The following is a 20,426-nucleotide window of genomic DNA, read 5'->3' as shown; positions in this document are numbered from 1 at the left end:
GCCCAAATGCAAGAGGCCGCCCTTGGCGGACGGCCCCCATTTCATCCGGCGCCTTCGCGGCAGGGCAGTGCAGGCCCGGTTCAGTTGAACTCGCGAATGTCGACGAAATGGCCGGCCACGGCCGCCGCCGCCGCCATCGCCGGCGAGACGAGATGGGTCCGGCCCTTGAAGCCCTGGCGGCCCTCGAAGTTGCGGTTCGAGGTCGAGGCGCAGCGCTCGCCCGGCTTGAGCCGATCGTCGTTCATCGCAAGGCACATGGAGCAGCCGGGTTCGCGCCAGTCGAAGCCGGCTTCCTTGAAGATCTTGTCGAGCCCTTCCGCCTCCGCCTGCTCCTTCACCAGGCCCGAGCCCGGGACGATCATGGCGCTGACGGTCGAGGCGACCTTCTTGCCCTCGACGACCTTGGCGACTTCGCGCAGGTCCTCGATGCGCCCGTTGGTGCACGAACCGATGAAGACGCGGTCGATGGCGATGTCGGTGATCTTGGTACCGGGCTTCAGGCCCATGTAGTCGAGCGCGCGCCACTTCGAGGCCCGCTTCGTCTCGTCGGCGATGTCGTCGGGGTTCGGCACGACGCCCTGCACCGAGACGACGTCCTCCGGCGAGGAGCCCCAGGAGACGATCGGCGGCAGGTTGGCGGCGTCGAGCACGACGACGCGGTCATAGTGCGCACCCTCGTCGGTGTGCAGCGTCTTCCAGTAGTCGAGCGCCATGTCCCAGGCCTTGCCCTTGGGCGCGCGGGGCTTGTCCTTGACATAGGCGAAGGTCTTCTCGTCCGGCGCGATCAGGCCGGCGCGGGCGCCGCCTTCGATCGTCATGTTGCAGACGGTCATGCGGCCTTCCATCGACAGCGAGCGGATCGCCTCGCCGGCGAACTCGATCACGTAACCGGTGCCGCCGGCAGTGCCGATCTCGCCGATGATGGCGAGGATGATGTCCTTGGCGGTGACATGCGGCGGCAGCTGGCCGTCGACGCGCACCAGCATGTTCTTCGCCTTCTTCTGGATCAGCGTCTGGGTGGCGAGCACGTGCTCGACCTCCGAGGTGCCGATGCCGTGCGCCAGCGCCCCGAAGGCGCCGTGGGTGGAGGTGTGGCTGTCGCCGCAGACGATCGTCATGCCGGGCAGCGTGAAGCCCTGCTCTGGACCGACGATGTGGACGATGCCCTGGCGGACGTCGTTCTCGGAGTAGTATTCAACGCCGAAGTCGGCGGCGTTCCTGGCGAGCGCCTCGACCTGGATGCGGCTCTCCTCGTTCTTGATCCCGTTCTTGCGGTCCGGCGAAGTCGGCACGTTGTGGTCGACGACGGCGAGCGTCTTCTCCGGATGACGAACCTTGCGGCCGGCCATGCGCAGGCCCTCGAAGGCTTGCGGGCTCGTCACCTCATGGACGAGGTGCCGGTCGATGTAGAGAAGACAGGTGCCGTCTTCCTGCGTGCTGACGACGTGGTCGTCCCAGATCTTGTCGTAGAGGGTACGGGGTGCGCTCATGGGTCTTCATCCGGTTGATGCGATGGAAATGGATAGCGATTGCGGCAAGAGCCGCTGGATCCGATTGGATCAGGCTAGGCGGCTCGTGAGCGCCCCGCACACGCGCGCAAAAAAGCGTACCGGCAGGCGCTTGTGATCCTGCAAGACGACGATACGCGCGCCAATGCATGCGAACTTGGATTCCATGGGCCGCACATAACAATTTTTCGGCGCCCCGGCAATCGGAGAGATTCGCCTGGGTCAGCGCTCGACGCCCCGGCGCAGCCGCCGTTCCAGCGCCCGCAGAGCCAGCGACAGGCCGATCGTCAGGATCAGGTAGACATAGGCGACGATCGAATAGGTCTCGAAGAAGCGGAAGGATCCGGACGCGTAGACCTTGGCCATCTGGGTGATGTCGGAGACCCCGAGCACGGAGACGAGCGAGGAATCCTTGACCATGGCAACGAAGTCGTTTCCGAGCGGCGGCAGGATGACGCGGATCGCCTGGGGAAAGACGACGAGCCGGAAGCGCTGGGTGCGTGACAGGCCGAGTGCCTTGGCCGCCTCGACCTGCCCCCTGTCGACCGACTGGATGCCGGCGCGGAAGACCTCGGCGATGAAGGCGGAGTAGCCGATCATCAGCGCGATGATCGCGCGCCACATCAGCGACACATCCCGGACGAGCAGCGGTTCGACGTAGCCGGCATTGACCAACGGCGCGATGACGAAATTCGCCAGTGCCACAAGGGCCGGCGCGCCGACGAAGGCGATGTAGAATAGCAGCACCAGGATCGGCACGCCGCGGATCACTTCCGTGTAGAAGCGGGCGATCTGCCGCAGCAGCGTGGTCTCGGATAAGGCGAGCAGCGCCACACCGAGCCCCAGCAGCGTAGCGAGCACAAAGCCTACGATGGTGACGAAGACCGTCACCCACAGCCCCTTGAGGATGACGCCGAACACCTGGGCATAGATGTCGTTTGCGGCGATGACGACTGCGATGGCGAGGCCGATCGCGACAAGGGCGACCAGCCACCAGGGATAGTCGCCCTTCGCCGCTCCCGCACGGGGGGATATGGATGCCATGGGGCCGCTTACTGACCCATCTTGTAGTCGAGGAACCATTTCTTGTTCAGGGCGTCGAGCGTTCCGTCCGCCTTCATCGCGGCAATGGCGGTATTGATCGGGGCCACCAGGTCTGAGCCCTTCGGGTAGATGAAGCCGAAATCCTCGGTGCCGAGCGGTTCGCCGATCACTTTCAGCTTGCCTTCAGAGGCATCGACATAGCCCTTGGCGGCGACGCTGTCGGTCAGCACCAGGTCGACGTCGCCGGCTTTCAGCGCCTGCACCGTCGCACCGAAGGTCTCGAACAGCTTGATGCGCGGGTTCTGCTCGTTGCCGTCGAGGATCTCGTAGACGGCCGTGTAGAAAGGCGAGGTGCCCGGCTGAGCGGCGATCAGGCCATCGGCGAAGGCGCCGAAGGTCTTGGCGTCGGTGAAGCGGTTCTCATCGGCGCGCACCAGCATGAACTGCTGCGAGCGCATGTAGGGATCGGAGAAGTCGACCTTTTCCTTACGGTCGTCCTTGATGGTGATGCCGGTCATGCCGATCTGGTACTGGCCGTCATGCACCGCCTGGATCATCGCATCCCAGCTGGTGTTCTGGTACTCGACCTTGAAGTTCAGCCGCTTGGCGATCTCGTTCATCGCGTCATATTCCCAGCCGATCTGCTCGCCGGTCTTCGGGTCGACGAACTGCAGCGGCGGGTAGGCGTTTTCCGTCACGACGACGACCGCCCTTCCGCCGAGATCGGGAAGATCGGCGGCGGCGGCGGTCAGCGGCATCAGGGCAAGGGCAGAAAGTCCGGCAAGGATAGTGCGGCGGAAAAGCATAGGATTCTCCTGAAACGTGGCAAGCGAAAAACTGTCATAGATCGCTCGGCACTGGCAAGCGAGTTCGTGCCGGATTTCAGGTGCAGGAGACAATTCTCTTCCGCAAGGGTTGTCGTGAACGTGCCGGCCTGCGGAACCTGGCCCAGAGCGCTGGCGGAAAAGCAAAAGGCCGCCGGGACTGACCCGACGACCTTTCAGAAAATACGCGCCGGTCTTATTCGGCTGCGGCTTCCGCTGCCTTTGCGGCTTCGGCGGCCTCGGCGGCTGCCTTCTCGGCGGCAAGTGCCTGGGCGGCTGCGACCTTCTCGGCTTCCAGACGTGCCTTTTCCTGGGCAACGGCTGCACGTTCGGCGTCATTCAGCTTGCGGGCGCGCGTGCCGGTGTTCTCGACGATACGGGCCGACTTGCCGCGACGATCGCGCAGGTAGTAGAGCTTGGCGCGGCGAACCTTACCGCGGCGGATGACTTCGACGCCTTCGACGAGCGGCGAGTAGACGGGGAATACGCGCTCGACGCCTTCGCCGTAGGAAATCTTGCGGACGGTGAAGCTCTCGTTGATGCCGCCGCCGGAGCGCGCGATGCAGACGCCCTCATAGGCCTGCACGCGGGTACGGCTGCCTTCCGTCACGCGGACGTTGACGCGGAGCGTGTCGCCCGGGGAGAATTCCGGGAGCGTGCGCTTGGCGGCGATCTTGGCGGCCTGTTCGGCCTCGAGCTGCTGGATGATGTTCATCGGTCTAACCTTTACGTTCTTCTGAAACAGCCAGAGCGCTCGACCGTCTCCCGTCGGGTGACCTCGGGGAAATGCCCGTTGCCGGGCAGGAGCGGATTCGCCATTCTTTGCTTGCGGTTTTCCAAGGATAATCCCAAAACCGTGCCGGCCAATACACCAATCGACAGCGCTTGTCATCCCTGCCGGGCCGATAAATCGCCTTTTGCGAAATTGGGCATTGCCGCCCGGTTGCACGGGGCGGTATCAGACGGTCGGTTCAGCCGTTGGCCGGGGGAGGCCAACCGAGGGGGAAACATGCCGATTGCCGATGCCGTATTCCTGTTCGTCGCCGGATTTCTGTCCGGCGTGGTCAACGCGATCGCGGGCGGCGGCACCTTTCTCACCTTCGGCGCCATGACCCTGACCGGGGTTCCGCCGATTATCGCCAACGCCACCTCGTCGATCACCCAGTTTCCCGGCTACGTCACCTCGGCCATGGCCTACTGGCGCGAAATCCGCGCGGACTGGAACGAGGCCCTCAAGGTGGGCGTGCTGTCGCTCATCGGCGGCGTCGGCGGCTCATTGCTGCTGCTGTCCATGTCGAACCCCGGATTTCGCGCGCTGGTGCCCTGGCTGTTGCTGACGGCAACCGCCATCTTCGCCGCCGGCCCGCTGCTGCGGCCGAAGACCCTTCACGCCGAACAGCCGATCGGCCCGCTCGGCCTCTTCGGCCAATTCGCCACCTCGATTTACGGCGGCTTCTTCGGCGCCGGCATGGGCATCATGACGCTCGCCGTCCTCGGCCTCTCCAAGGGCGGCGATTACCACAAGCTCAACGCGCTGAAGAATTTCCTCGCCATGCTGATCGCCGCCGTCGCGATCATCGTCTTCGCCAGCGGCGACGTGGTCGGCTGGCCGCAGGCGGCGGTGATGGTGCCGGCCGGCGCAATCGGCGGCTATTTTGGCGTCTGGATCGCCCGGCGTGTGCCGCAGAACCTGATCCGGGCGCTGGTCGTCGCCGTCGGAGGCCTGCTGACGGTCTACTACTTCGTCACGGGCTGAGCAGGGAGCAGGTCCGGACGGCGCTCCTCGGTCAGCCGGCGCGCTTCCGTCAGCCGCCACTTCTCGATTTCGGCGTGGTGGCCGGAGCCGAGCACGGCCGGGATCTCGCGGCCCTCCCAGACCTGCGGGCGGGTGTAGTGCGGGTGCTCCAGCAGCCCGCCCTCGAAACTCTCGTGCACGCCGGACAGCGCATTGCCCATCACGCCGGGCAGAATCCTCACGATGGCGTCGAGCAGGATCATCGCCGCCGGCTCGCCGCCTGAAAGGATGTAGTCCCCGATCGACACCTCCTCGAGGCCGCGGGCGTCGATCACCCGCTGATCCACGCCCTCGAAGCGGCCGCAGACGATGACCGCGCCTTCGCCGGCGGCGAGCTCGCGCACGCGGCCCTGGGTGATCGGCCGGCCGCGCGGGCTCATCAACAGACGTGGACGGGCATCACCTTCCGGTGCAGCCTGGTCGATCGCGCGGGCCAGGACGTCGGGCTTCAGCACCATGCCGGCGCCGCCGCCGGCCGGCGTGTCGTCGACGGTGCGGTGGCGGTCGGTGGCGAAATCGCGGATCTGCACGGTCTCGAGCGACCAGTCGCCGCGCACAAGCGCCTTGCCGGACAGCGACTGGCCGAGAAAGCCCGGAAACATCTCCGGGTAGAGCGTCAGGACGGTGGCACGAAAACCCACGTCACTCCCCTTCGCGCGGCGGGCGGCGCCGGCGGCTGCCGGGACGATCCTCGTTCTCGTCGTCGATGCCGGCGGCAACCGGATCGATCAAAAGCTTGCCATTCTCGAAATCAACCTCCAGGACGGCAGCCTCGGAGAAGGGGATCAGCAGCGGCCGCTTGCCGGGGCCCTTCAGTTCCAGGAGGTCGCCGGCGCCGAAATCGAAGATCCCCGTGACCGTGCCGTGGCTGCGGCCGGTCTCGTCGACGGCCTCCAGCCCCTCGAGATCGGCATAGAAGAATTCGTCCTCGTCGAGTTCCTCGTCGGGCAGCTTGTCGCGCTCGATATAGAGCTCGAGCCCCTTCAGCGCCTCGGCGGCGTTGCGATCGTTGATGCCGCGGAACCGCACGATGACGACATTCTTGGCCTCGCGGACCTCCAGCACCTCAAACACCCGGCCGTCCTCGCTATGAAGATTGCCGTAGTCGCCGAGCGCGGTCGGATCGAGCGTATAGGCCTTGACGCGAACCTCGCCGCGCAGACCCTGCGCGGCGCCGATCGTGCCCATCAGAACGGGGTTGTCGAGTTTGCTCATCGTCTTCGATCCGCTCGCGCACCGACCGTGCGCACCTCTGTCCTACGGCTCCAATACGCCTCGAAGTGCGTGCGGAGCAAGTCTGCTCGCAAACGAAACGGGCGGCATGGGACACGCCGCCCGTTCGAAACTGGAGCCATTCCGGGCGAAGGCCGGAATTATTCCGCGGCAGCGGCGGCAGCGGCGTCTTCGGCCTTCTGCTTCTTCTCGGCGGCGCGCTCGAGCGCCTTCTTGCCCGGCTTGCCCTTGTCCGGGTTGCTGCGGGCTTCGCGCTTGGCAATGCCGGCTTCGTTGAGGAAGCGCAGCACGCGGTCGGTCGGCTGGGCGCCCTTGGCAAGCCATTCCTTGATGCGCTCTTCGTTCAGTTCGACGCGCTTGGCGTCTTCCTTGCCGAGCATCGGGTTCCAGGCGCCGACCCGGTCGAGGAAGCGGCCGTCGCGCGGCGAGCGGGCGTCAGCGACGACGATCTGGTAGTACGGGCGCTTCTTGGAACCACCACGGGCGAGACGGATTTTCAGGGACATTGCATTTCTCCTTCGGGATATGACTGGCCGCTTCGTTCAAGCGGTAGGCTGAGTGCTGGAGCCGCCATAGTCGGCGGCGATGGCTTCATGATGCCGGATCACCTCGCGGATGATGAAGTTCAGGAACTTCTCCGCGAAATCCGGATCCAGATTGGCGTCCTTCGCCAGGCGGCGGAGGCGTTCGATCTGGTATTCCTCGCGCGCCGGGTCCGCCGGCGGCAAATCGTGGGTGGCCTTCAGAACGCCCACCGCCTTGGTGCAGCGGAAGCGCTCGGCGAGCATGTGGACCAGGGCAGCATCGATGTTGTCGATCGACTGACGATACTCGGCCAATTGCTTCTTGATCTCGGGATCGATCATCGGCCGTACCTCACTTCTTCTTCGGCAGGCCGGGAAGGCCCGGAAAACCGCCGCCAAGACCGGGCAGCTTCGCCCCGCCGAGTCCCGGAAGGCCCCCGCCGCCGAGGCCGGGCATGCCGCCCGGCTTGATGCCGGCGGCTTCCGCCTGCTTCTGCAGGGCTTCCAGCTGCTTCGGATCGAGCTTCGACAGGTCCGGCATGCCACCCATGCCGGCGCCCATGCCGCCGAGCCCCATCTTGCCGGCCAGGCCGCCCATCATCTGCTTCATCAGGCCGCCGCCCTTCTTGCCGCCCATCATCTTCATCATGTCCGCCATCTGGCGGTGCATCTTCAGAAGCTTGTTGATGTCGGCGGCATCGGTGCCGGAGCCGGCGGCGATGCGCTTCTTGCGCGAATGCTTGAGAATGTCCGGGTTGGCGCGCTCGGCCTTGGTCATCGAGGAGATGATGGCGAGCTGGCGGCCGAACATCTTGTCGTCGAGCCCGGCGGCGGCCATCTTGTCCTTCATGCCGGCCATGCCGGGCATCATCCCCATGATGCCGCCCATGCCGCCCATCTTCTGCATCTGGCGCAGCTGGTCGGCGAGATCGTTCAGGTCGAACTTGCCCTTGGCCATCTTGGCGGCCATCGCGGCCGCCTTCTCGGCGTCGATGTTCTCCGCCGCCTTCTCAACCAGCGAGACGATGTCGCCCATGCCGAGAATGCGGTCGGCGACGCGGCGGGGATGAAACTCCTCGAGCTCGCTCATCTTCTCGCCGACACCGATCAGCTTGATCGGCTTGCCGGTGACGGCGCGCATCGACAGTGCCGCACCGCCGCGGCCGTCGCCGTCCATGCGGGTCAAGACGAGGCCGGTGATGCCGACGCGGTCGTCGAAGTTGCGCGCGAGGTTGACGGCGTCCTGACCGGTCAGCGCGTCGGCGACGAGCAGGATCTCGTGCGGATTGGACTTCCGCTTGATCTCCGCCATCTCGATCATCAGCGGCTCGTCGATATGGGTGCGGCCGGCGGTGTCGAGGATGACGACGTCATGACCCCCGAGCTTGGCGGCCTGCACGGCGCGTGCGGCAATGTCGGTCGGCGACTGGCCGGCGATGATCGGCAACGTGTCGATACCGGTCTGCACGCCGAGCTGGCGCAGTTGCTCCTGCGCGGCCGGCCGGCGCGTGTCGAGCGAGGCCATCAGGACCTTCTTCTTGTCGCGCGTCTTCAGCCGGTTGGCGATCTTGCCAGTGGTGGTCGTCTTACCGGAGCCCTGCAGACCGACCATCATGATGACGACGGGGGCGGCGGCATTGAGGTCGATCGACACGCCCTCGGAGCCAAGCATCGCCACGAGTTCGTCATGGACGAGCTTGACGACCATCTGGCCAGGCTTGATCGACTTCAGGATTTCAGCGCCGACGGCCTTTTCACGCACCGCATCGGTGAAGGAGCGCACCACTTCCAGCGCCACATCCGCCTCGAGAAGCGCGCGGCGGACCTCGCGCAGCGCCGCCGAGACATCGGCTTCCGACAGCGCGCCGCGGCCTGTCAGTCCATTCAGAATGGAGCCAAGGCGGTCCTGGAGTGTTTCAAACATCACGTCGTCCTTCTTGTTTCCGCATCTGGCGGAAACGTCGGTGCAATCGGCGACAAAAACAAGACGCAAAGCCAAATAGCACCCGAGGGCGCATCGCGCTGTCGGGTGTTGACCTCCGGGATCTCTTTATACCTTTTCGGGTCCCGGTCGGCGGCTTCAAGCATCGTCACTTGTCGCAGATGGCGCGCTTAAACAGGAATGAGCGCGGAAAGTCAAGCCGTACGCCGGAAGCCGGTGCTTCGGCCGGCGTGTCCGGCACGCCTGTCGCGCGGGCCGGAATGCCAGCCGGCGTCCGCTTGGCCGGTCCACCGATCCGCCACGGCAGGGCCCACGATCGGCGAGGGTTCTCCGGTCCGGAGAACCCTCTTGTCTCAGTGAGGTCGACGCCATTCTCGCGTCAAACCCTCGTGTTGTGTCAGGCAGCCTTCGCTTGCCGGTGCTTGCTCTGCGCGACCGTGTCGAAATGGAAGTGTCGATCTGCTCGGCCCGCTGATGAGCCGCCTTCACCGTGGCGGTGATTTCATCGAGGGCTGCGGCAGTTTCTTCCAGCGATGCAGCCTGCTGCTCGGTGCGCTTCGACAGGTTGTCGGTTGAACAACGGCTGACCTGTGTTTCGCCATGCGCCGTGGCTTGCAGTTCCGGCCGTCGCGCCGCTGGCGCCATTGCAGGCTCATGGGCGAACTGCCGGATGCGCACCGGTTCGCCCTGCGGGCCACTGGTAATTGCCCCGGATTTTCGCCATATAGCCCCGGTGAACGGGCGTTTTGCCCCTGATGGATTGTCGTCATGGCCGACATGGTCGCATTTGCAAAGATGAACGGGCTGGGAAACAAGATCCTGGTCGTGGACATGCGCGGCCGCAACGACCGCGTGACCGCCGAGGCCGCGATCGCGCTCGCCGCCGATCCCGAAACCGCCTTCGACCAGATCATGGCGATCCATGATCCGAAGGCTCACGGCACCGACGCCTTCATCGACATCCTCAATTGCGACGGCAGCAAGGCGCAGGCCTGCGGCAACGGCACGCGCTGCGTGGTGCAGGCGATTGCCGCCGAGACCGGCAGGAAGGTCTTCACCTTCCAGACGGTGGCCGGCATCCTCAACGCGGTCGAGCATGAGGACGGCACGATCTCCGTCGACATGGGCAGGCCCGTCTTTGACTGGAAGCGGATCCCGCTGGCCGAGGAATTCCACGACACCCGCCGCATCGAACTGCAGATCGGGCCGATCGACGCTCCGGTGCTGCATTCACCATCGGCCGTGTCGATGGGCAATCCGCACGCGGTCTTCTGGGTCGACCGCGACGTGATGTCCTACGATCTCGCCCGCTTCGGGCCGCTGCTCGAGAACCACCCGATCTTCCCCGAGCGGGCCAACATCACGCTGGCGCAGGTCACCTCGCGCACGACAATGACGACGCGCACCTGGGAGCGCGGCGCCGGGCTGACGCTTGCCTGCGGCTCGGCCGCCTGTGCCGCCGCCGTCAGCGCCGCCCGGACGGGACGCACCGGCCGCAAGGTCGACGTCCACGTCGCTTCGGCCAATCCGCCTGGCCTTCTCACCATCGACTGGCGCGAAAGCGACGATCATGTCGTCATGACCGGCCCCGCCGAATGGGAATGGTCGGGCACCCTCGATCCTGCGAGCGGCGCTTGGCAGCGCGACGCGGAGATTGTGGCCGGCGGCGGAGCGGCGGTGCCTTGAGCGGCGTCGAGGTCATAACCTTCGGCTGCCGCCTCAACACCTATGAATCGGAAGTGATGCGCGGCGAGGCGGAGAAGGCTGGGCTCAACAACGCCATCCTCGTCAACACGTGTGCGGTGACGGGCGAAGCGGTGCGCCAGGCCCGCCAGGCGATCCGCCGCGCCCGCCGCGACCATCCGCATGCCCGCATCATCGTCACCGGCTGCGCCGCGCAGACGGAGAAGGAAACCTTTGCCGACATGCCGGAGGTCGACGCCGTGCTCGGCAACGAGGAAAAGCTGAAAAGCGCCTCCTACCGCTCTCTACCGGATTTCGGCGTCTCGGCGGAAGAGAAGGTCCGGGTCAACGACATCATGAGCGTGACTGAGACGGCGCCGCAACTGGTCAAGGCGATCGACGGGCACGTGCGCGCCTTCATCCAGGTCCAGAACGGGTGCGATCACCGCTGCACCTTCTGCATCATACCCTTCGGCCGCGGCAACTCCCGATCCGTGCCGATGGGCGCGATCGTCGACCAGGCGCGGCAACTGGTCGAGGGCGGCTATCGCGAGATCGTTCTGACCGGCGTCGATGCGACCAGCTACGGCGCCGACCTGCCGGGGCAGCCCAGCCTCGGGCTGCTGGCGAAGACGCTGCTGAAGCAGGTGCCGGACATCCTGCGGCTCAGGCTGTCGTCGATCGACGGCGTCGAGGCGGATCGCCATCTCTTCGACCTGATCGCCGACGAGCCGCGCTTCATGCCGCACCTGCACCTGTCGCTGCAGCACGGCGACGACCTGATCCTGAAGCGGATGAAGCGGCGGCATTCGCGCGCCGACGCCCTGTCGTTCTGCCACCAGGTCCGCCGGCTGAGGCCGGAGATCAGCTTCGGCGCCGACATGATCGCCGGCTTTCCGACCGAGACCGAGGAGATGGCGGAGCGGAGCGCCAGCCTCGCGGCGGCGTGCGGCATCGCAAATCTCCACGTCTTTCCCTACAGCCCCCGCCCCGGCACGCCGGCGGCGCGCATGCCGCAGCTCGAGCGGGCGCTCGTCAAGGAACGGGCGGCACAACTGCGCGAAACGGGAGAGCGGCTCCGCCTTGCCCACCTCGCCTCGATGGTCGGCAGCCGGCAAATGATCCTTGTCGAAAACAACGGACTGGCGCATACGGAGAACTTCACGCTGGTCGAGGCGGATGGCCTTCCGCCGCGCGACCTTGTGCCGGTGACCGTCACCGGCCACAATGGCAAGCATTTGATCGTGCAGGCAAGTCCCGTATCATCTCGTAGCTAGCGGATTTCGTTCATGGCCCTCGGCTTCATCAAGAAGATCTTCTCCTTCGGCAAGGACTCCGCGCCCGCGGCGCAAACACCTGAGGAGACAACGCCACACGAGCCTGTGAGCGAGCAACAGGCGGCTGACGTCGACGACCTTGCGCCTGCCACGGATGTGACCGCCGGCGAGGCGCGCGACCTGCTTCTGGAGGAGGCCGAAGCCGCGAACCCGGATGCGGACCTGCATCGTCTTGAATTGCATTCCGACATCTATCCCCTTCCGCCGCTCGTTCACCCGTTGCAGACGACAGAGGCAGACGGCGACGAGACCCCAGCCGTCGAACACGCTGACGCTCCGGCGGCAGGTGAAGCCATTGAAGTCGTCCCTGTTGCAGGTAGCGCCGCTGGCTTGTCACCCGAGGCCGAAACGACCCGCGCGGCCGAGCTCATCAACCTCGGCATGGGCGGCGTGGAACATGCACACGAGGAACTCGCCGCCAGCGAAAAGGCCGCCGGCCCCCTTCTCGAAGAGGCGCCGGGCGATACGCCTGCCGAGGACGATGGGGCTGCCGCAGCGATCATCGACGCCGCGGAGGCTGCGTCCGTCGACAGTCCCGGCGACGTCGTTCCGGCTCCGACCGCACCGGCGAAAAGGAAGCCCGCCAAGGCAAGGAAGGAACCGATCGAGCCGGTCGAGGAAGCCAGGCCGGCGCCGGTGCTGCCCAAGGGCTTTTCCTCCACCGACCAGCGGCCGAAGGAAGCGGATGCGCCCAAGCCCGAACCGAAGCGGAGCTGGTTCCAGCGGCTGCGAGCAGGCCTTGCCCGCACCTCCGCCCAGCTTACCGGCCAGATCGCCAGCCTCTTCACCAAGCGCAAGCTCGACGACGCGACGCTGCAGGACCTCGAAGACCTGTTGATCCAGGCCGATCTCGGCGTCGAGACCGCGCTGCGCATCACCGATACGCTTGCCTCCGAGCGCTATGGCAAGGAGGTCACCGGCGAGGACGTGGCCCGCATCATGGCTGGCGAGATCACCAAGGTGCTGGAACCGGTGGCAAAGCCGCTGGAGCTCGACCTGTCGCACAAGCCGCACGTCATCCTCGTTGTCGGCGTCAACGGCACCGGCAAGACGACGACGATCGGCAAGCTGGCGGCAAAGCTCTCCGGCGCCGGCCTGAAGGTGATGATGGCCGCCGGCGACACGTTCAGGGCCGCTGCCATCGAGCAGCTTCACATCTGGGCCGAACGGACCGGCTCCGAGATCGTCTCCTCCAAGCTCGGCGCCGATGCGGCCGGCCTCGCCTACGAGGCCTACGAGCAGGCGAAGGCGAAGCAGAGCGACGTGCTGATCATCGACACCGCCGGCCGGCTGCAGAACAAGACGGAACTGATGGCGGAACTGGAGAAGATCGTCCGCGTGCTCGGCAAGCTCGACCCGGACGCACCGCACACTGTCCTGCAGACACTCGACGCCACCACCGGCCAGAACGCCATGAACCAGGTGGAGATTTTTCGCAACGTCGCCGGCGTCAGCGGCCTGATCATGACAAAATTGGACGGTACAGCCCGCGGCGGCATCCTGGTGGCGATCGCCGCCAAGCATAAGTTGCCGGTCTATTTCATCGGCGTCGGCGAAGGCATCGACGATCTCGAGCCGTTTGAGGCCAGGGATTTCGCGCAGGCGATTGCAGGGGTTGAGGCATGAACGACCGCATCATCGAGACGCTGGAGGACGCCGGCAAGCCCAAGGTGAGCCCGCTGTTGAAACTGGTGCTGGAGCTCGGCCCGCTCGTCGTCTTCTTCTTCGCCAATTCGCGCGGCGAATGGCTGGCCGGGCATTTCCCGCTGCTGTCGGACCTCGGCGGCCCGATCTTCATCGCCACCGGCCTGTTCATGGCGGCAACGGCGACCACTCTCATCGTCTCCTGGGTGCTGACCCGCACCCTGCCGATGATGCCGCTGGTCTCCGGCATCGTCGTCTTCGTCTTCGGCGCGCTGACGCTCTATCTGCAGAACGACACCTTCATCAAGATGAAGCCGACGATCGTCAACACGCTGTTCGGCGCGATTCTTCTCGGCGGCCTCGCCTTCGGCAAGCCGCTGCTCGGCTACGTCTTCAACGCCGCTTTCCGCCTGACCGAGGAAGGCTGGCGCAAGCTGACGCTACGCTGGGGCCTGTTCTTCCTCGTTCTCGCCGTGCTGAACGAGATTGTCTGGCGGCAGTTCTCGACGGATTTCTGGGTGGCGTTCAAAGTCTGGGGCACGATGCCGATCACCATCCTCTTCACCCTGTCGCAGATGCCGCTAATCATGAAATACTCGGTCGAGCCGCCGGAAGAGGGCAAGGCGCCGCGATAAAGGCGCAGCGTTTTAATCCCTTGAAGGCGCGGCGGATCCGTCGTCCGACGCGCAGCTGATCAGCGCAGGTAGCCTTCGGTCAGCGCCACCCAATAGGCCGCGCCCACGGGCAGGAGGTTCTCGTTGAAGTAGTACTCGGGGTGGTGGACCATCTTGCCCGGACCGCTGCCGAGAAAACAATAGGTGCCCTTCTTTTCCTGCAGCATGAAGGCAAAGTCTTCAGAGGCGAGGAAGGACGGACCGGGATAGATGACCTGATCCTCGCCGAACGCCGCCTGGGCGATCCGCACAGCCTTTTCGGTTTCGCCCGCATCGTTGACGAGCACGGCGCCCGGAACGCCTTCGCGGATTTGCGAGGTGCATCCGAAGGACTCCGCCTGGTGGGCGACGATGCGGCGGATGTTGCTCAGGACCATCTCGCGGTCCTCGGGCGTGGTGGTGCGCACCGAAAGGCGCAGGATGGCGTTGTTGGCCACGACATTGCCGGCATTGCCCGCCAGGAATGCGCCGATGGTGACGACGGCACGGTGCGCCGGTGCGACGTTGCGCGACACGATGCTCTGGATCGCCATGACGGCGGATGCGCCGGCCACGACGGGGTCGATGGTCAGCTCGGGGATGCCGCCGTGGCCGCCCTTGCCGACAATCTCGACCTCCCAGTTGTCGACCGCCGCCATCATCTCTCCGGGACGGAAATAGAACTTTCCCTCTTCGAGACCGGGGATGTTGTGCATGCCGAAAACGGCATCGACCGGGAAGCGTTCGAACAGCCCGTCCTTGATCATGGCCGGCCCGCCTTCCATGGTTTCTTCGCCGGGCTGGAAGATCAGCCGAACGGTGCCATTGAAGTTCCTGGTCCTGGCCAGATAGCGGGCGGCCCCCAGCAGCATGGCAGTGTGGCCGTCATGGCCGCAGAGATGCGATATCCCCTCTTTGGTCGATTTGTAGGGAAAATTGTTCTGCTCCTGGATCGGCAGCGCGTCGAAATCGGCCCGGAGCCCGATCGCCTTGTCGCCATCCCCGCACTTCAGCGTCGCCACGATCCCATGCTTGCCGACGCCGGTCACGATGTCATAGGCGCCGAAGCCGCGCAGCTGTTCGGCGATATAGTCGGCGGTGCTGGCTTCCTGCATCGACAATTCCGGATTGCGATGCATGTGTTCGAACCACTCCTTCATCGGGGCGGCATCTTCTTCCAGTTGTTTGGCGATCGTGTTCATGGGCTTCTCCTGCTTGAGGGGCCGCCGCCTCGCGATGCGGGCCGCAAGGCGGGGTTCAGCTGCGCTCGCCGGATTTGCCCTTCGGCACGGTGAGCACGATCGAAACGACCGCCGCAACCAGCATCACCAGATTGGCCAACAGCGCGAAAAACGCCGCCTCGCGCGAAGCCAGGTTTTCCTGCCGGCCGACGAACGTGATCACGCCTTCGATCCAGCGAATGGCCTCGTTATCGCCGGCGATCGCGGTGTAGATCGTCGAGGAGATCGCCACGCCGAAGGACGCGCCGAGCGACGAGGCCATCTTGTAGATGCCCGCACCGGCACCGGCCTGATCCTCGGGCAGGTTCGACAGCGCCGCATCGGTCGACGGCGTGGCATAGAAGGCAAGACCAAGTCCGAAGAGCGAGAACGCGATCACGGCCAGCACCGTATAGGGGCCCAGCATCAGGTTGGTCGGCATCAGCAACAGGATCGACAGCCCGACGATGTAGCTGCCCCACAGCATCGGTTTGCGCGGGCCAAAGCGCTGGAGCAGCTTTTCGCCGACGCGGATGAACGCCATGATGGTGACGGCGTAGCCGATGGTCAGCAGACCGGCCCTTTGCGCCGTCATCGAGCCGCCCTCCTGCAGCAGCAGCATCGCCACCATGATGATCCCCGCCGTCGCATTCAAGAGCAGGTTCGAGATCGTGGCGCCGGTATAGGTCAGGTTCCGGAACAGGCGAAACTGCACGAAGGCGTTGGGGTTGCCGGATTCAATCCGGTAGAAGGCAATGCCGAAGATCACGGCCACGGCCAGCAGGCCGAGCGAGGCGGGGCTGGTCCAACCGAACTTCGCCCCCTGGGTCGCGAAGATCTGCAGGGCAACCATGGTCACCATGAAAGTCAGCACGCCGGCAAGGTCGAACTTGTAGCCTTCTTTCGGAGGGGCCTTGCTTTCCGGGGTGCCGCGCACCATCAGCAGGCCGATCAGCGACACCACGGCGGCAATGATGAAGATCCAGCGCCAGCCGACGTTCTCGGCCATCAGCCCGCCGAACAGCGCCGCAAAGCCCGAGCCGCCCCAGGATCCCATCGACCACAGCGAGATCGCGCGCTGTCGTTCGGCGCCATCCCAATAGGCCTTTACCAGCGCCAGCGAGGACGGCATGACGAAGGCCCCGGAGAGACCCTGACAGATCCGGCCCAGCATCAGGAAGGTGCCGCCCAGCGCTCCCGATGGGGCGAGTCCCACCAGCAGCGAGCCGACGATCGAGAAGACAAAGCCGAGGACCAGCATTTTGACGCGGCCGACCCTGTCTGCCAGGCCGCCGACAACGACGATGAAGATGCCCGAAAACAGGGCCGTGATCGACACGGCGATGTTCATGAAGGACTGATCAACCTGGAGATCGGCGGCCATCGTCGGGGCGATGTTCAGCGTCGTCTGGGCAAACAGCCAGAAGGCGAGAACGCCGAGGATGATGCCGTAGAGCAGCCGGTCGTTGCCGCGGTAGGTTTCTGCGCTCCGGTTCACGAAAGTCTCCTTTCGCCCATTCTGCACACCGCGCGGGAACAGGTGTCCAGCTTGCACCAGAGTGCCACGCATTTCGTTTTTATTCTACAGCCATGACTGCGGAAACGGATGTGAAGCCCCGCTTGTCGACCGCAGCACAAGTTCTGGCGGCGATGACACGACGATAGCGGTCAGCGACTGATTGCAGCGCCGGGGCAGCGAAGCGCACGCCTTAGCCATCCGGCATGAGGGAGGAGCGGTGTCCGGCAGCAACTCAGCCGGCTTGCGCCGAAGCAGCCAGCGCCTTCTCGATCGCCGGCATGAGCCCGGTTTTGACGCTGTTCTCGTCGAAGGGACCGACCTTCTTGTAGAGGATCGTGCCGTCCGGGCCGACGAGATAGGATTCCGGAATGCCGTAGACACCCCAGTCGATCGCCATCTTGCCGTTCGGATCGATGCCGATGGCCGCATAGGGATTGCCGAGTTCGCCGAGGAAGCGCAGCGCGTTCTCGGTGCCGTCCTTGTAATTCACGCCGAGCACCGTCAGCCTCGGATCCTGCGATAATGCAAGGATGACCGGATGCTCCTGGCGGCACGGCACGCACCAGGATGCCCAGAAATTGACGAGGGTGAGTTTGCCCTTCGCCGCCTCGGCCGTCAGCGCGGGCACGGCCGCACCGTTGCGGGTCGCCCCCTCCAAAGGCGCAAGATCGTGGAACGGCGCCTTGGTGCCGATCAGCGCGGAGGGGATCTCGGATATGTCGCGCCCAGAACTCAGCTGCAGAAAGAAGATCGCAGCGAGCGTCGCGAAGATGACCAGCGGCATCAGCGCAAGCAGGATCCGCGCCCGTGATCCGGCCGGTCTTTCATCGGTGGGCTGGCTCATTTTGTCTCCGCTGCGGAACGGCGGCGAATGCCGGCGGCCTCAAGCTCTGCGAGTTCCCGCCGCCGTGCGCGCCCGTCGAGCCAGACCCAGAGGACGAGGCCGGCCACGGTCGCGGCGGTGGCGAGATAGGCCGCCAGGACATAGGCGAAGTGCGTCATCGCCGGCCCCTTTCCCGGCGTTCGGATCCGGCGGCGCGCGCCGCCAGCCTGCGCAACGTCGCAACGCGCCGGCGCAGGATCTCGTTGCGCATCGCCAGAATGTGCAGCGTAAAGAACAGCAGCGTGAACGCGACCGCCATGACGAGCAGCGGGCGCAGGAATTCCGGATCGATCGTCGGGCCGTCCAGCCGGATCACGCTCGCCGGCTGATGCAGCGTGTTCCACCACTCGACCGAGAACTTGATGATCGGAATGTTGACGAAGCCGACCAGGATCAGGATGGCGCCGACCTTTGCGGCGCGCGCCGGATCGTCCATGGCGCGGTTCAGCGCGATCAGGCCGAGATACATCAGGAACAGCACGAAGACGGAGGTCAGCCGCGCGTCCCAGACCCACCACGTGCCCCACATCGGCTTGCCCCACAAGGAGCCGGTGACGAGCGCGATGAAGGTGAAGCAGGCACCGATCGGTGCTGCCGTCTTGGCAGAGACGTCGGCGAGCGGATGGCGCCAGACGAGCGTGCCCAGCGCCGACATCGCCATCACCGAGTAGCACATCATCGACAGCCAGGCGGCGGGCACGTGGATGTACATGATCCGCACCGTGTCGCCCTGCTGATAGTCGCCGACCGTGGCGAATGAGAGGTACAGTCCGGCGGCGAAAAGGAGCGCGGCCGCAGCCGCCAGCCACGGCCACAAGATGCTGCTCAGCGCGAGAAACCGCGTCGGATTGGCAAGGTCGGAAAACTTGCGGATGGCCAGGCTCTGTTCGCTCATATGCGCCTTTTAACGCTTTCACCCCACGGCTTCAATTGACGCGCATCAATCACATTTGCATCAATCCGTCGAGGCGCGAAGTGCCGCGGCCGCCGCGACCGGGCCAATTACCGCGAAGGCGAGCGTCAATGCCGTCAGGATCAGGAAGGGCGGCAGGAACGGCGCCGGGTCCTGCACGGCGGCATAGACGGCGCTGACGCCGAAGATGAGGACGGGGATCGCCAGCGGCAGGACGAGGATCGACACCAGCAGCCCGCCCCGCGGCAGGGCGACGGCGATCGCCGCCCCCGCCGCCCCGATGAAGGTGATCGCCGGCGTGCCGACCAGCAGCGTCAGCGCCGTGGCGCCGATCGCCGCAACCTCCATGTTCATGAACAGCGACAGGAGCGGCGAGGCGATCACCAGCGGCAGGCCGGTGGCGATCCAGTGCGCCAGGCACTTCGTCAGCACCGTCAGCACCAGCGGCGTGTCCTGCATCAAGAGAAGATCGAGCGAACCGTCCTCGCGCTCCGCCTGGAACAGCCGGTCAAGCCCGAGCAGCGAAGCAAGCAGCGCCCCGATCCACAGGATCGCCGGGCCGATGCGGGCAAGCAGGTTCAGGTCCGGGCCGACCCCGAACGGAATGACGGCGACGACCGTCATGAAGAACAGCACGCCAATCATCGCGCCGCCTCCGGCACGCACGGACAGTTTCAGGTCGCGAAGCATAAGCGCGGTCATATGGCACGTTCCTGCACGGTGCACACCCAGCCAACACAGCCCCTCATCCGCCTGCCGGCACCCCGCAAGCGGGACGGAGGAGCGATGCCATAGTGCCCCGGGTCCCCTCTCCCCGCCTGCGGTGAGAGGGGACGGGTGAGTGGCAGACTGCGCTGTCCCAATAGGGTCGAGCTGGAGGTCCGGACTTCCCTCATCACTCCCAGGTCTCCGCCATTGCCCCGTCGAAACCGGTCATATGCAACTCCGCCATTTCACCGAGCCCGAGCGGTTGGTGCGTCGCCGCAAGCGCGATCCCGCCGCGCTTAAGGTGCTCCTTGACCAGACCCGCGAACATCATTTCAGCGGCTGTGTCCAGGGCCGCCGTCGGCTCGTCGAGGATCCATACCGGCCGCCAGGCGACGAGCAGCTTCGCCATCGCCATGCGGCGCTGCTGGCCGGCGGAGAGATAGCCGAACGGCAGGTGCACGATGCCGCCGAGGCCGACGGCGTCCGCCGCCTCTTCGATGCCCATCCCGTTGCCGCCGGCCGAATCACCGAAGAAGACCTTCCAGAAACGCAGATTCTCCACGACCGTCAGTTCCCGCTTCATCGCGTTGCGATGGCCGAGGTAATGGCAGGCCGAGGCGACGGTCTCGATCTCCTGCGACCCTTCGCCGCTGAAGCGGACCTTGCCCGATTCGCGCGGCAGAAGCCCGGCGACGACGCGCAGCAGCGTCGATTTGCCGGATCCGTTCGGTCCCTTCACCACGAGGGCCCTACCGGTCTCGATCTCGAAGGAAACATCCCGAAATATCAGCTCTTCGCCTCGTTTCGCACTGAGGTCCTCGGCAACGAGGCGCATCGCTTCTCACTTTCCCGTTACGACCTTGGTCGCATTGCACAAATATTCTCGCGATCCGCGGACCGGCGCACTGGATCGTTCCTTGGAAATTATCTATAAGGCCGGCAACACGCCAGCGGTCGGCGTGATTTATCATCCAAGCGCCGAACCCGGAAATGACT

The 20,426-nt window shown here is 65.3% G+C and carries 21 protein-coding genes; 5 read left to right on the top strand and 16 right to left on the bottom strand.

Annotation, left to right across the window (positions count from 1 at the left end):
- Positions 1 to 80: 80 nt before the first annotated feature.
- The 4 genes from leuC to rplS form a co-directional block, all read right to left on the bottom strand.
- Positions 81 to 1,490, bottom strand: a complete 1,410-nt coding sequence (gene leuC, locus JNC62_RS04855; RefSeq protein WP_374836500.1) for a 3-isopropylmalate dehydratase large subunit — start codon at positions 1,488 to 1,490, stop codon at positions 81 to 83.
- A gap of 240 nt (positions 1,491 to 1,730) precedes the next feature.
- On the bottom strand, positions 1,731 to 2,552 hold the full coding sequence (locus tag JNC62_RS04850) for an amino acid ABC transporter permease (RefSeq protein ID WP_374836499.1): 822 nt from the start codon (positions 2,550 to 2,552) through the stop codon (positions 1,731 to 1,733).
- 8 nt (positions 2,553 to 2,560) lie between these two features.
- On the bottom strand, positions 2,561 to 3,358 hold the full coding sequence (locus JNC62_RS04845; protein WP_374836497.1) for a transporter substrate-binding domain-containing protein: 798 nt from the start codon (positions 3,356 to 3,358) through the stop codon (positions 2,561 to 2,563).
- Between the two features lie 214 nt (positions 3,359 to 3,572).
- Complete coding sequence (gene rplS / locus JNC62_RS04840) at positions 3,573 to 4,091, bottom strand: 50S ribosomal protein L19 (protein ID WP_374836495.1); 519 nt, start codon at positions 4,089 to 4,091, stop codon at positions 3,573 to 3,575.
- A gap of 294 nt (positions 4,092 to 4,385) precedes the next feature.
- Between rplS and JNC62_RS04835 the strand changes: the two genes are divergently transcribed.
- Positions 4,386 to 5,132 carry a sulfite exporter TauE/SafE family protein gene (locus JNC62_RS04835; protein ID WP_374836493.1) on the top strand — a complete coding sequence of 249 codons (747 nt, stop codon included), beginning with the start codon at positions 4,386 to 4,388 and terminating at the stop codon, positions 5,130 to 5,132.
- On the opposite strand, the gene trmD is transcribed toward JNC62_RS04835, so the two are convergent.
- The 5 genes from trmD to ffh form a co-directional block, all read right to left on the bottom strand.
- Positions 5,114 to 5,812, bottom strand: a complete 699-nt coding sequence (gene trmD, locus JNC62_RS04830) for a tRNA (guanosine(37)-N1)-methyltransferase TrmD (RefSeq protein ID WP_374836491.1) — start codon at positions 5,810 to 5,812, stop codon at positions 5,114 to 5,116. The genes JNC62_RS04835 and trmD overlap by 19 nt on opposite strands.
- A 1-nt stretch (position 5,813) precedes the next feature.
- Entirely contained in the window at positions 5,814 to 6,386 is a 573-nt protein-coding gene (gene rimM / locus JNC62_RS04825; RefSeq protein WP_374836490.1) for a ribosome maturation factor RimM, read from the bottom strand.
- 158 nt (positions 6,387 to 6,544) lie between these two features.
- Positions 6,545 to 6,910, bottom strand: coding sequence for a 30S ribosomal protein S16 (rpsP, locus tag JNC62_RS04820; RefSeq protein WP_374836488.1), 366 nt, complete (start codon positions 6,908 to 6,910; stop codon positions 6,545 to 6,547).
- A gap of 36 nt (positions 6,911 to 6,946) precedes the next feature.
- A complete protein-coding gene (locus tag JNC62_RS04815; RefSeq protein WP_374836486.1) occupies positions 6,947 to 7,270 on the bottom strand; it encodes a chorismate mutase in 324 nt (107 codons plus the stop codon).
- Positions 7,271 to 7,280: 10 nt separating this feature from the next.
- On the bottom strand, positions 7,281 to 8,852 hold the full coding sequence (gene ffh, locus JNC62_RS04810; protein WP_374836485.1) for a signal recognition particle protein: 1,572 nt from the start codon (positions 8,850 to 8,852) through the stop codon (positions 7,281 to 7,283).
- Between the two features lie 786 nt (positions 8,853 to 9,638).
- Between ffh and dapF the strand changes: the two genes are divergently transcribed.
- The 4 genes from dapF to JNC62_RS04790 are packed head-to-tail and all read left to right on the top strand — an operon-like array spanning position 9,639 to position 14,169.
- Positions 9,639 to 10,556 carry a diaminopimelate epimerase gene (dapF, locus tag JNC62_RS04805; protein ID WP_374836483.1) on the top strand — a complete coding sequence of 306 codons (918 nt, stop codon included), beginning with the start codon at positions 9,639 to 9,641 and terminating at the stop codon, positions 10,554 to 10,556.
- Positions 10,553 to 11,830 carry a tRNA (N(6)-L-threonylcarbamoyladenosine(37)-C(2))-methylthiotransferase MtaB gene (mtaB, locus tag JNC62_RS04800; protein WP_374836482.1) on the top strand — a complete coding sequence of 426 codons (1,278 nt, stop codon included), beginning with the start codon at positions 10,553 to 10,555 and terminating at the stop codon, positions 11,828 to 11,830. Before dapF ends, mtaB begins: the two co-directional genes overlap by 4 nt.
- A 12-nt stretch (positions 11,831 to 11,842) precedes the next feature.
- Positions 11,843 to 13,516, top strand: a complete 1,674-nt coding sequence (ftsY, locus tag JNC62_RS04795; RefSeq protein ID WP_374836480.1) for a signal recognition particle-docking protein FtsY — start codon at positions 11,843 to 11,845, stop codon at positions 13,514 to 13,516.
- A gap of 11 nt (positions 13,517 to 13,527) precedes the next feature.
- The gene (locus JNC62_RS04790; RefSeq protein ID WP_374836919.1) at positions 13,528 to 14,169 is read left to right on the top strand and encodes a septation protein A; all 642 of its coding nucleotides are present in this window, start codon (positions 13,528 to 13,530) and stop codon (positions 14,167 to 14,169) included.
- A 59-nt stretch (positions 14,170 to 14,228) separates the two neighbouring features.
- On the opposite strand, the gene JNC62_RS04785 is transcribed toward JNC62_RS04790, so the two are convergent.
- From JNC62_RS04785 to ccmA, 7 genes are all read right to left on the bottom strand, one after another.
- Entirely contained in the window at positions 14,229 to 15,389 is a 1,161-nt protein-coding gene (locus JNC62_RS04785) for a M20 aminoacylase family protein (protein ID WP_374836478.1), read from the bottom strand.
- Positions 15,390 to 15,444: 55 nt separating this feature from the next.
- A complete protein-coding gene (locus JNC62_RS04780; RefSeq protein WP_374836476.1) occupies positions 15,445 to 16,905 on the bottom strand; it encodes an MFS transporter in 1,461 nt (486 codons plus the stop codon).
- A 253-nt stretch (positions 16,906 to 17,158) separates the two neighbouring features.
- On the bottom strand, positions 17,159 to 17,770 hold the full coding sequence (locus JNC62_RS04775) for a DsbE family thiol:disulfide interchange protein (protein ID WP_374836474.1): 612 nt from the start codon (positions 17,768 to 17,770) through the stop codon (positions 17,159 to 17,161).
- The gene (gene ccmD, locus JNC62_RS04770; protein WP_374836472.1) at positions 17,767 to 17,928 is read right to left on the bottom strand and encodes a heme exporter protein CcmD; all 162 of its coding nucleotides are present in this window, start codon (positions 17,926 to 17,928) and stop codon (positions 17,767 to 17,769) included. The genes JNC62_RS04775 and ccmD overlap by 4 nt, the downstream gene beginning before the upstream one ends.
- Positions 17,925 to 18,704: a heme ABC transporter permease gene (locus JNC62_RS04765; RefSeq protein WP_374836470.1), complete on the bottom strand. Its 780-nt coding sequence runs from the start codon at positions 18,702 to 18,704 to the stop codon at positions 17,925 to 17,927. Before JNC62_RS04765 ends, ccmD begins: the two co-directional genes overlap by 4 nt.
- Positions 18,705 to 18,764: 60 nt before the next feature.
- Positions 18,765 to 19,424, bottom strand: coding sequence for a heme exporter protein CcmB (gene ccmB, locus JNC62_RS04760; protein WP_374836469.1), 660 nt, complete (start codon positions 19,422 to 19,424; stop codon positions 18,765 to 18,767).
- A gap of 193 nt (positions 19,425 to 19,617) precedes the next feature.
- Positions 19,618 to 20,265, bottom strand: coding sequence for a heme ABC exporter ATP-binding protein CcmA (gene ccmA / locus JNC62_RS04755; RefSeq protein ID WP_374836468.1), 648 nt, complete (start codon positions 20,263 to 20,265; stop codon positions 19,618 to 19,620).
- Positions 20,266 to 20,426: the final 161 nt, after the last annotated feature.

The sequence above is a fragment of the Mycoplana ramosa genome, assembly GCF_041930185.1.
Classification (GTDB): Bacteria; Pseudomonadota; Alphaproteobacteria; order Rhizobiales; family Rhizobiaceae; genus Mycoplana; species Mycoplana ramosa.
Note: the sequence above shows the minus strand (reverse complement) of the source record. Positions and strands in the feature narration are given on the sequence as shown.

What these genes read in the sequence shown, in the direction of transcription:
- JNC62_RS04785 (WP_374836478.1), bottom strand. Translation starts at nt 15,389, where the DNA reads ATGAACACGATCGCCAAACAACTGGAAGAAGATGCCGCCCCGATGAAG.
- ccmA (WP_374836468.1), bottom strand. Translation starts at nt 20,265, where the DNA reads ATGCGCCTCGTTGCCGAGGACCTCAGTGCGAAACGAGGCGAAGAGCTG.
- dapF (WP_374836483.1), top strand. Translation starts at nt 9,639, where the DNA reads ATGGCCGACATGGTCGCATTTGCAAAGATGAACGGGCTGGGAAACAAG.
- leuC (WP_374836500.1), bottom strand. Translation starts at nt 1,490, where the DNA reads ATGAGCGCACCCCGTACCCTCTACGACAAGATCTGGGACGACCACGTC.
- ffh (WP_374836485.1), bottom strand. Translation starts at nt 8,852, where the DNA reads ATGTTTGAAACACTCCAGGACCGCCTTGGCTCCATTCTGAATGGACTG.
- JNC62_RS04845 (WP_374836497.1), bottom strand. Translation starts at nt 3,358, where the DNA reads ATGCTTTTCCGCCGCACTATCCTTGCCGGACTTTCTGCCCTTGCCCTG.
- ccmB (WP_374836469.1), bottom strand. Translation starts at nt 19,424, where the DNA reads ATGACCGCGCTTATGCTTCGCGACCTGAAACTGTCCGTGCGTGCCGGA.
- rpsP (WP_374836488.1), bottom strand. Translation starts at nt 6,910, where the DNA reads ATGTCCCTGAAAATCCGTCTCGCCCGTGGTGGTTCCAAGAAGCGCCCG.
- JNC62_RS04835 (WP_374836493.1), top strand. Translation starts at nt 4,386, where the DNA reads ATGCCGATTGCCGATGCCGTATTCCTGTTCGTCGCCGGATTTCTGTCC.
- rimM (WP_374836490.1), bottom strand. Translation starts at nt 6,386, where the DNA reads ATGAGCAAACTCGACAACCCCGTTCTGATGGGCACGATCGGCGCCGCG.
- JNC62_RS04765 (WP_374836470.1), bottom strand. Translation starts at nt 18,704, where the DNA reads ATGAGCGAACAGAGCCTGGCCATCCGCAAGTTTTCCGACCTTGCCAAT.
- JNC62_RS04850 (WP_374836499.1), bottom strand. Translation starts at nt 2,552, where the DNA reads ATGGCATCCATATCCCCCCGTGCGGGAGCGGCGAAGGGCGACTATCCC.
- JNC62_RS04815 (WP_374836486.1), bottom strand. Translation starts at nt 7,270, where the DNA reads ATGATCGATCCCGAGATCAAGAAGCAATTGGCCGAGTATCGTCAGTCG.
- JNC62_RS04775 (WP_374836474.1), bottom strand. Translation starts at nt 17,770, where the DNA reads ATGAGCCAGCCCACCGATGAAAGACCGGCCGGATCACGGGCGCGGATC.
- rplS (WP_374836495.1), bottom strand. Translation starts at nt 4,091, where the DNA reads ATGAACATCATCCAGCAGCTCGAGGCCGAACAGGCCGCCAAGATCGCC.
- ccmD (WP_374836472.1), bottom strand. Translation starts at nt 17,928, where the DNA reads ATGACGCACTTCGCCTATGTCCTGGCGGCCTATCTCGCCACCGCCGCG.
- ftsY (WP_374836480.1), top strand. Translation starts at nt 11,843, where the DNA reads ATGGCCCTCGGCTTCATCAAGAAGATCTTCTCCTTCGGCAAGGACTCC.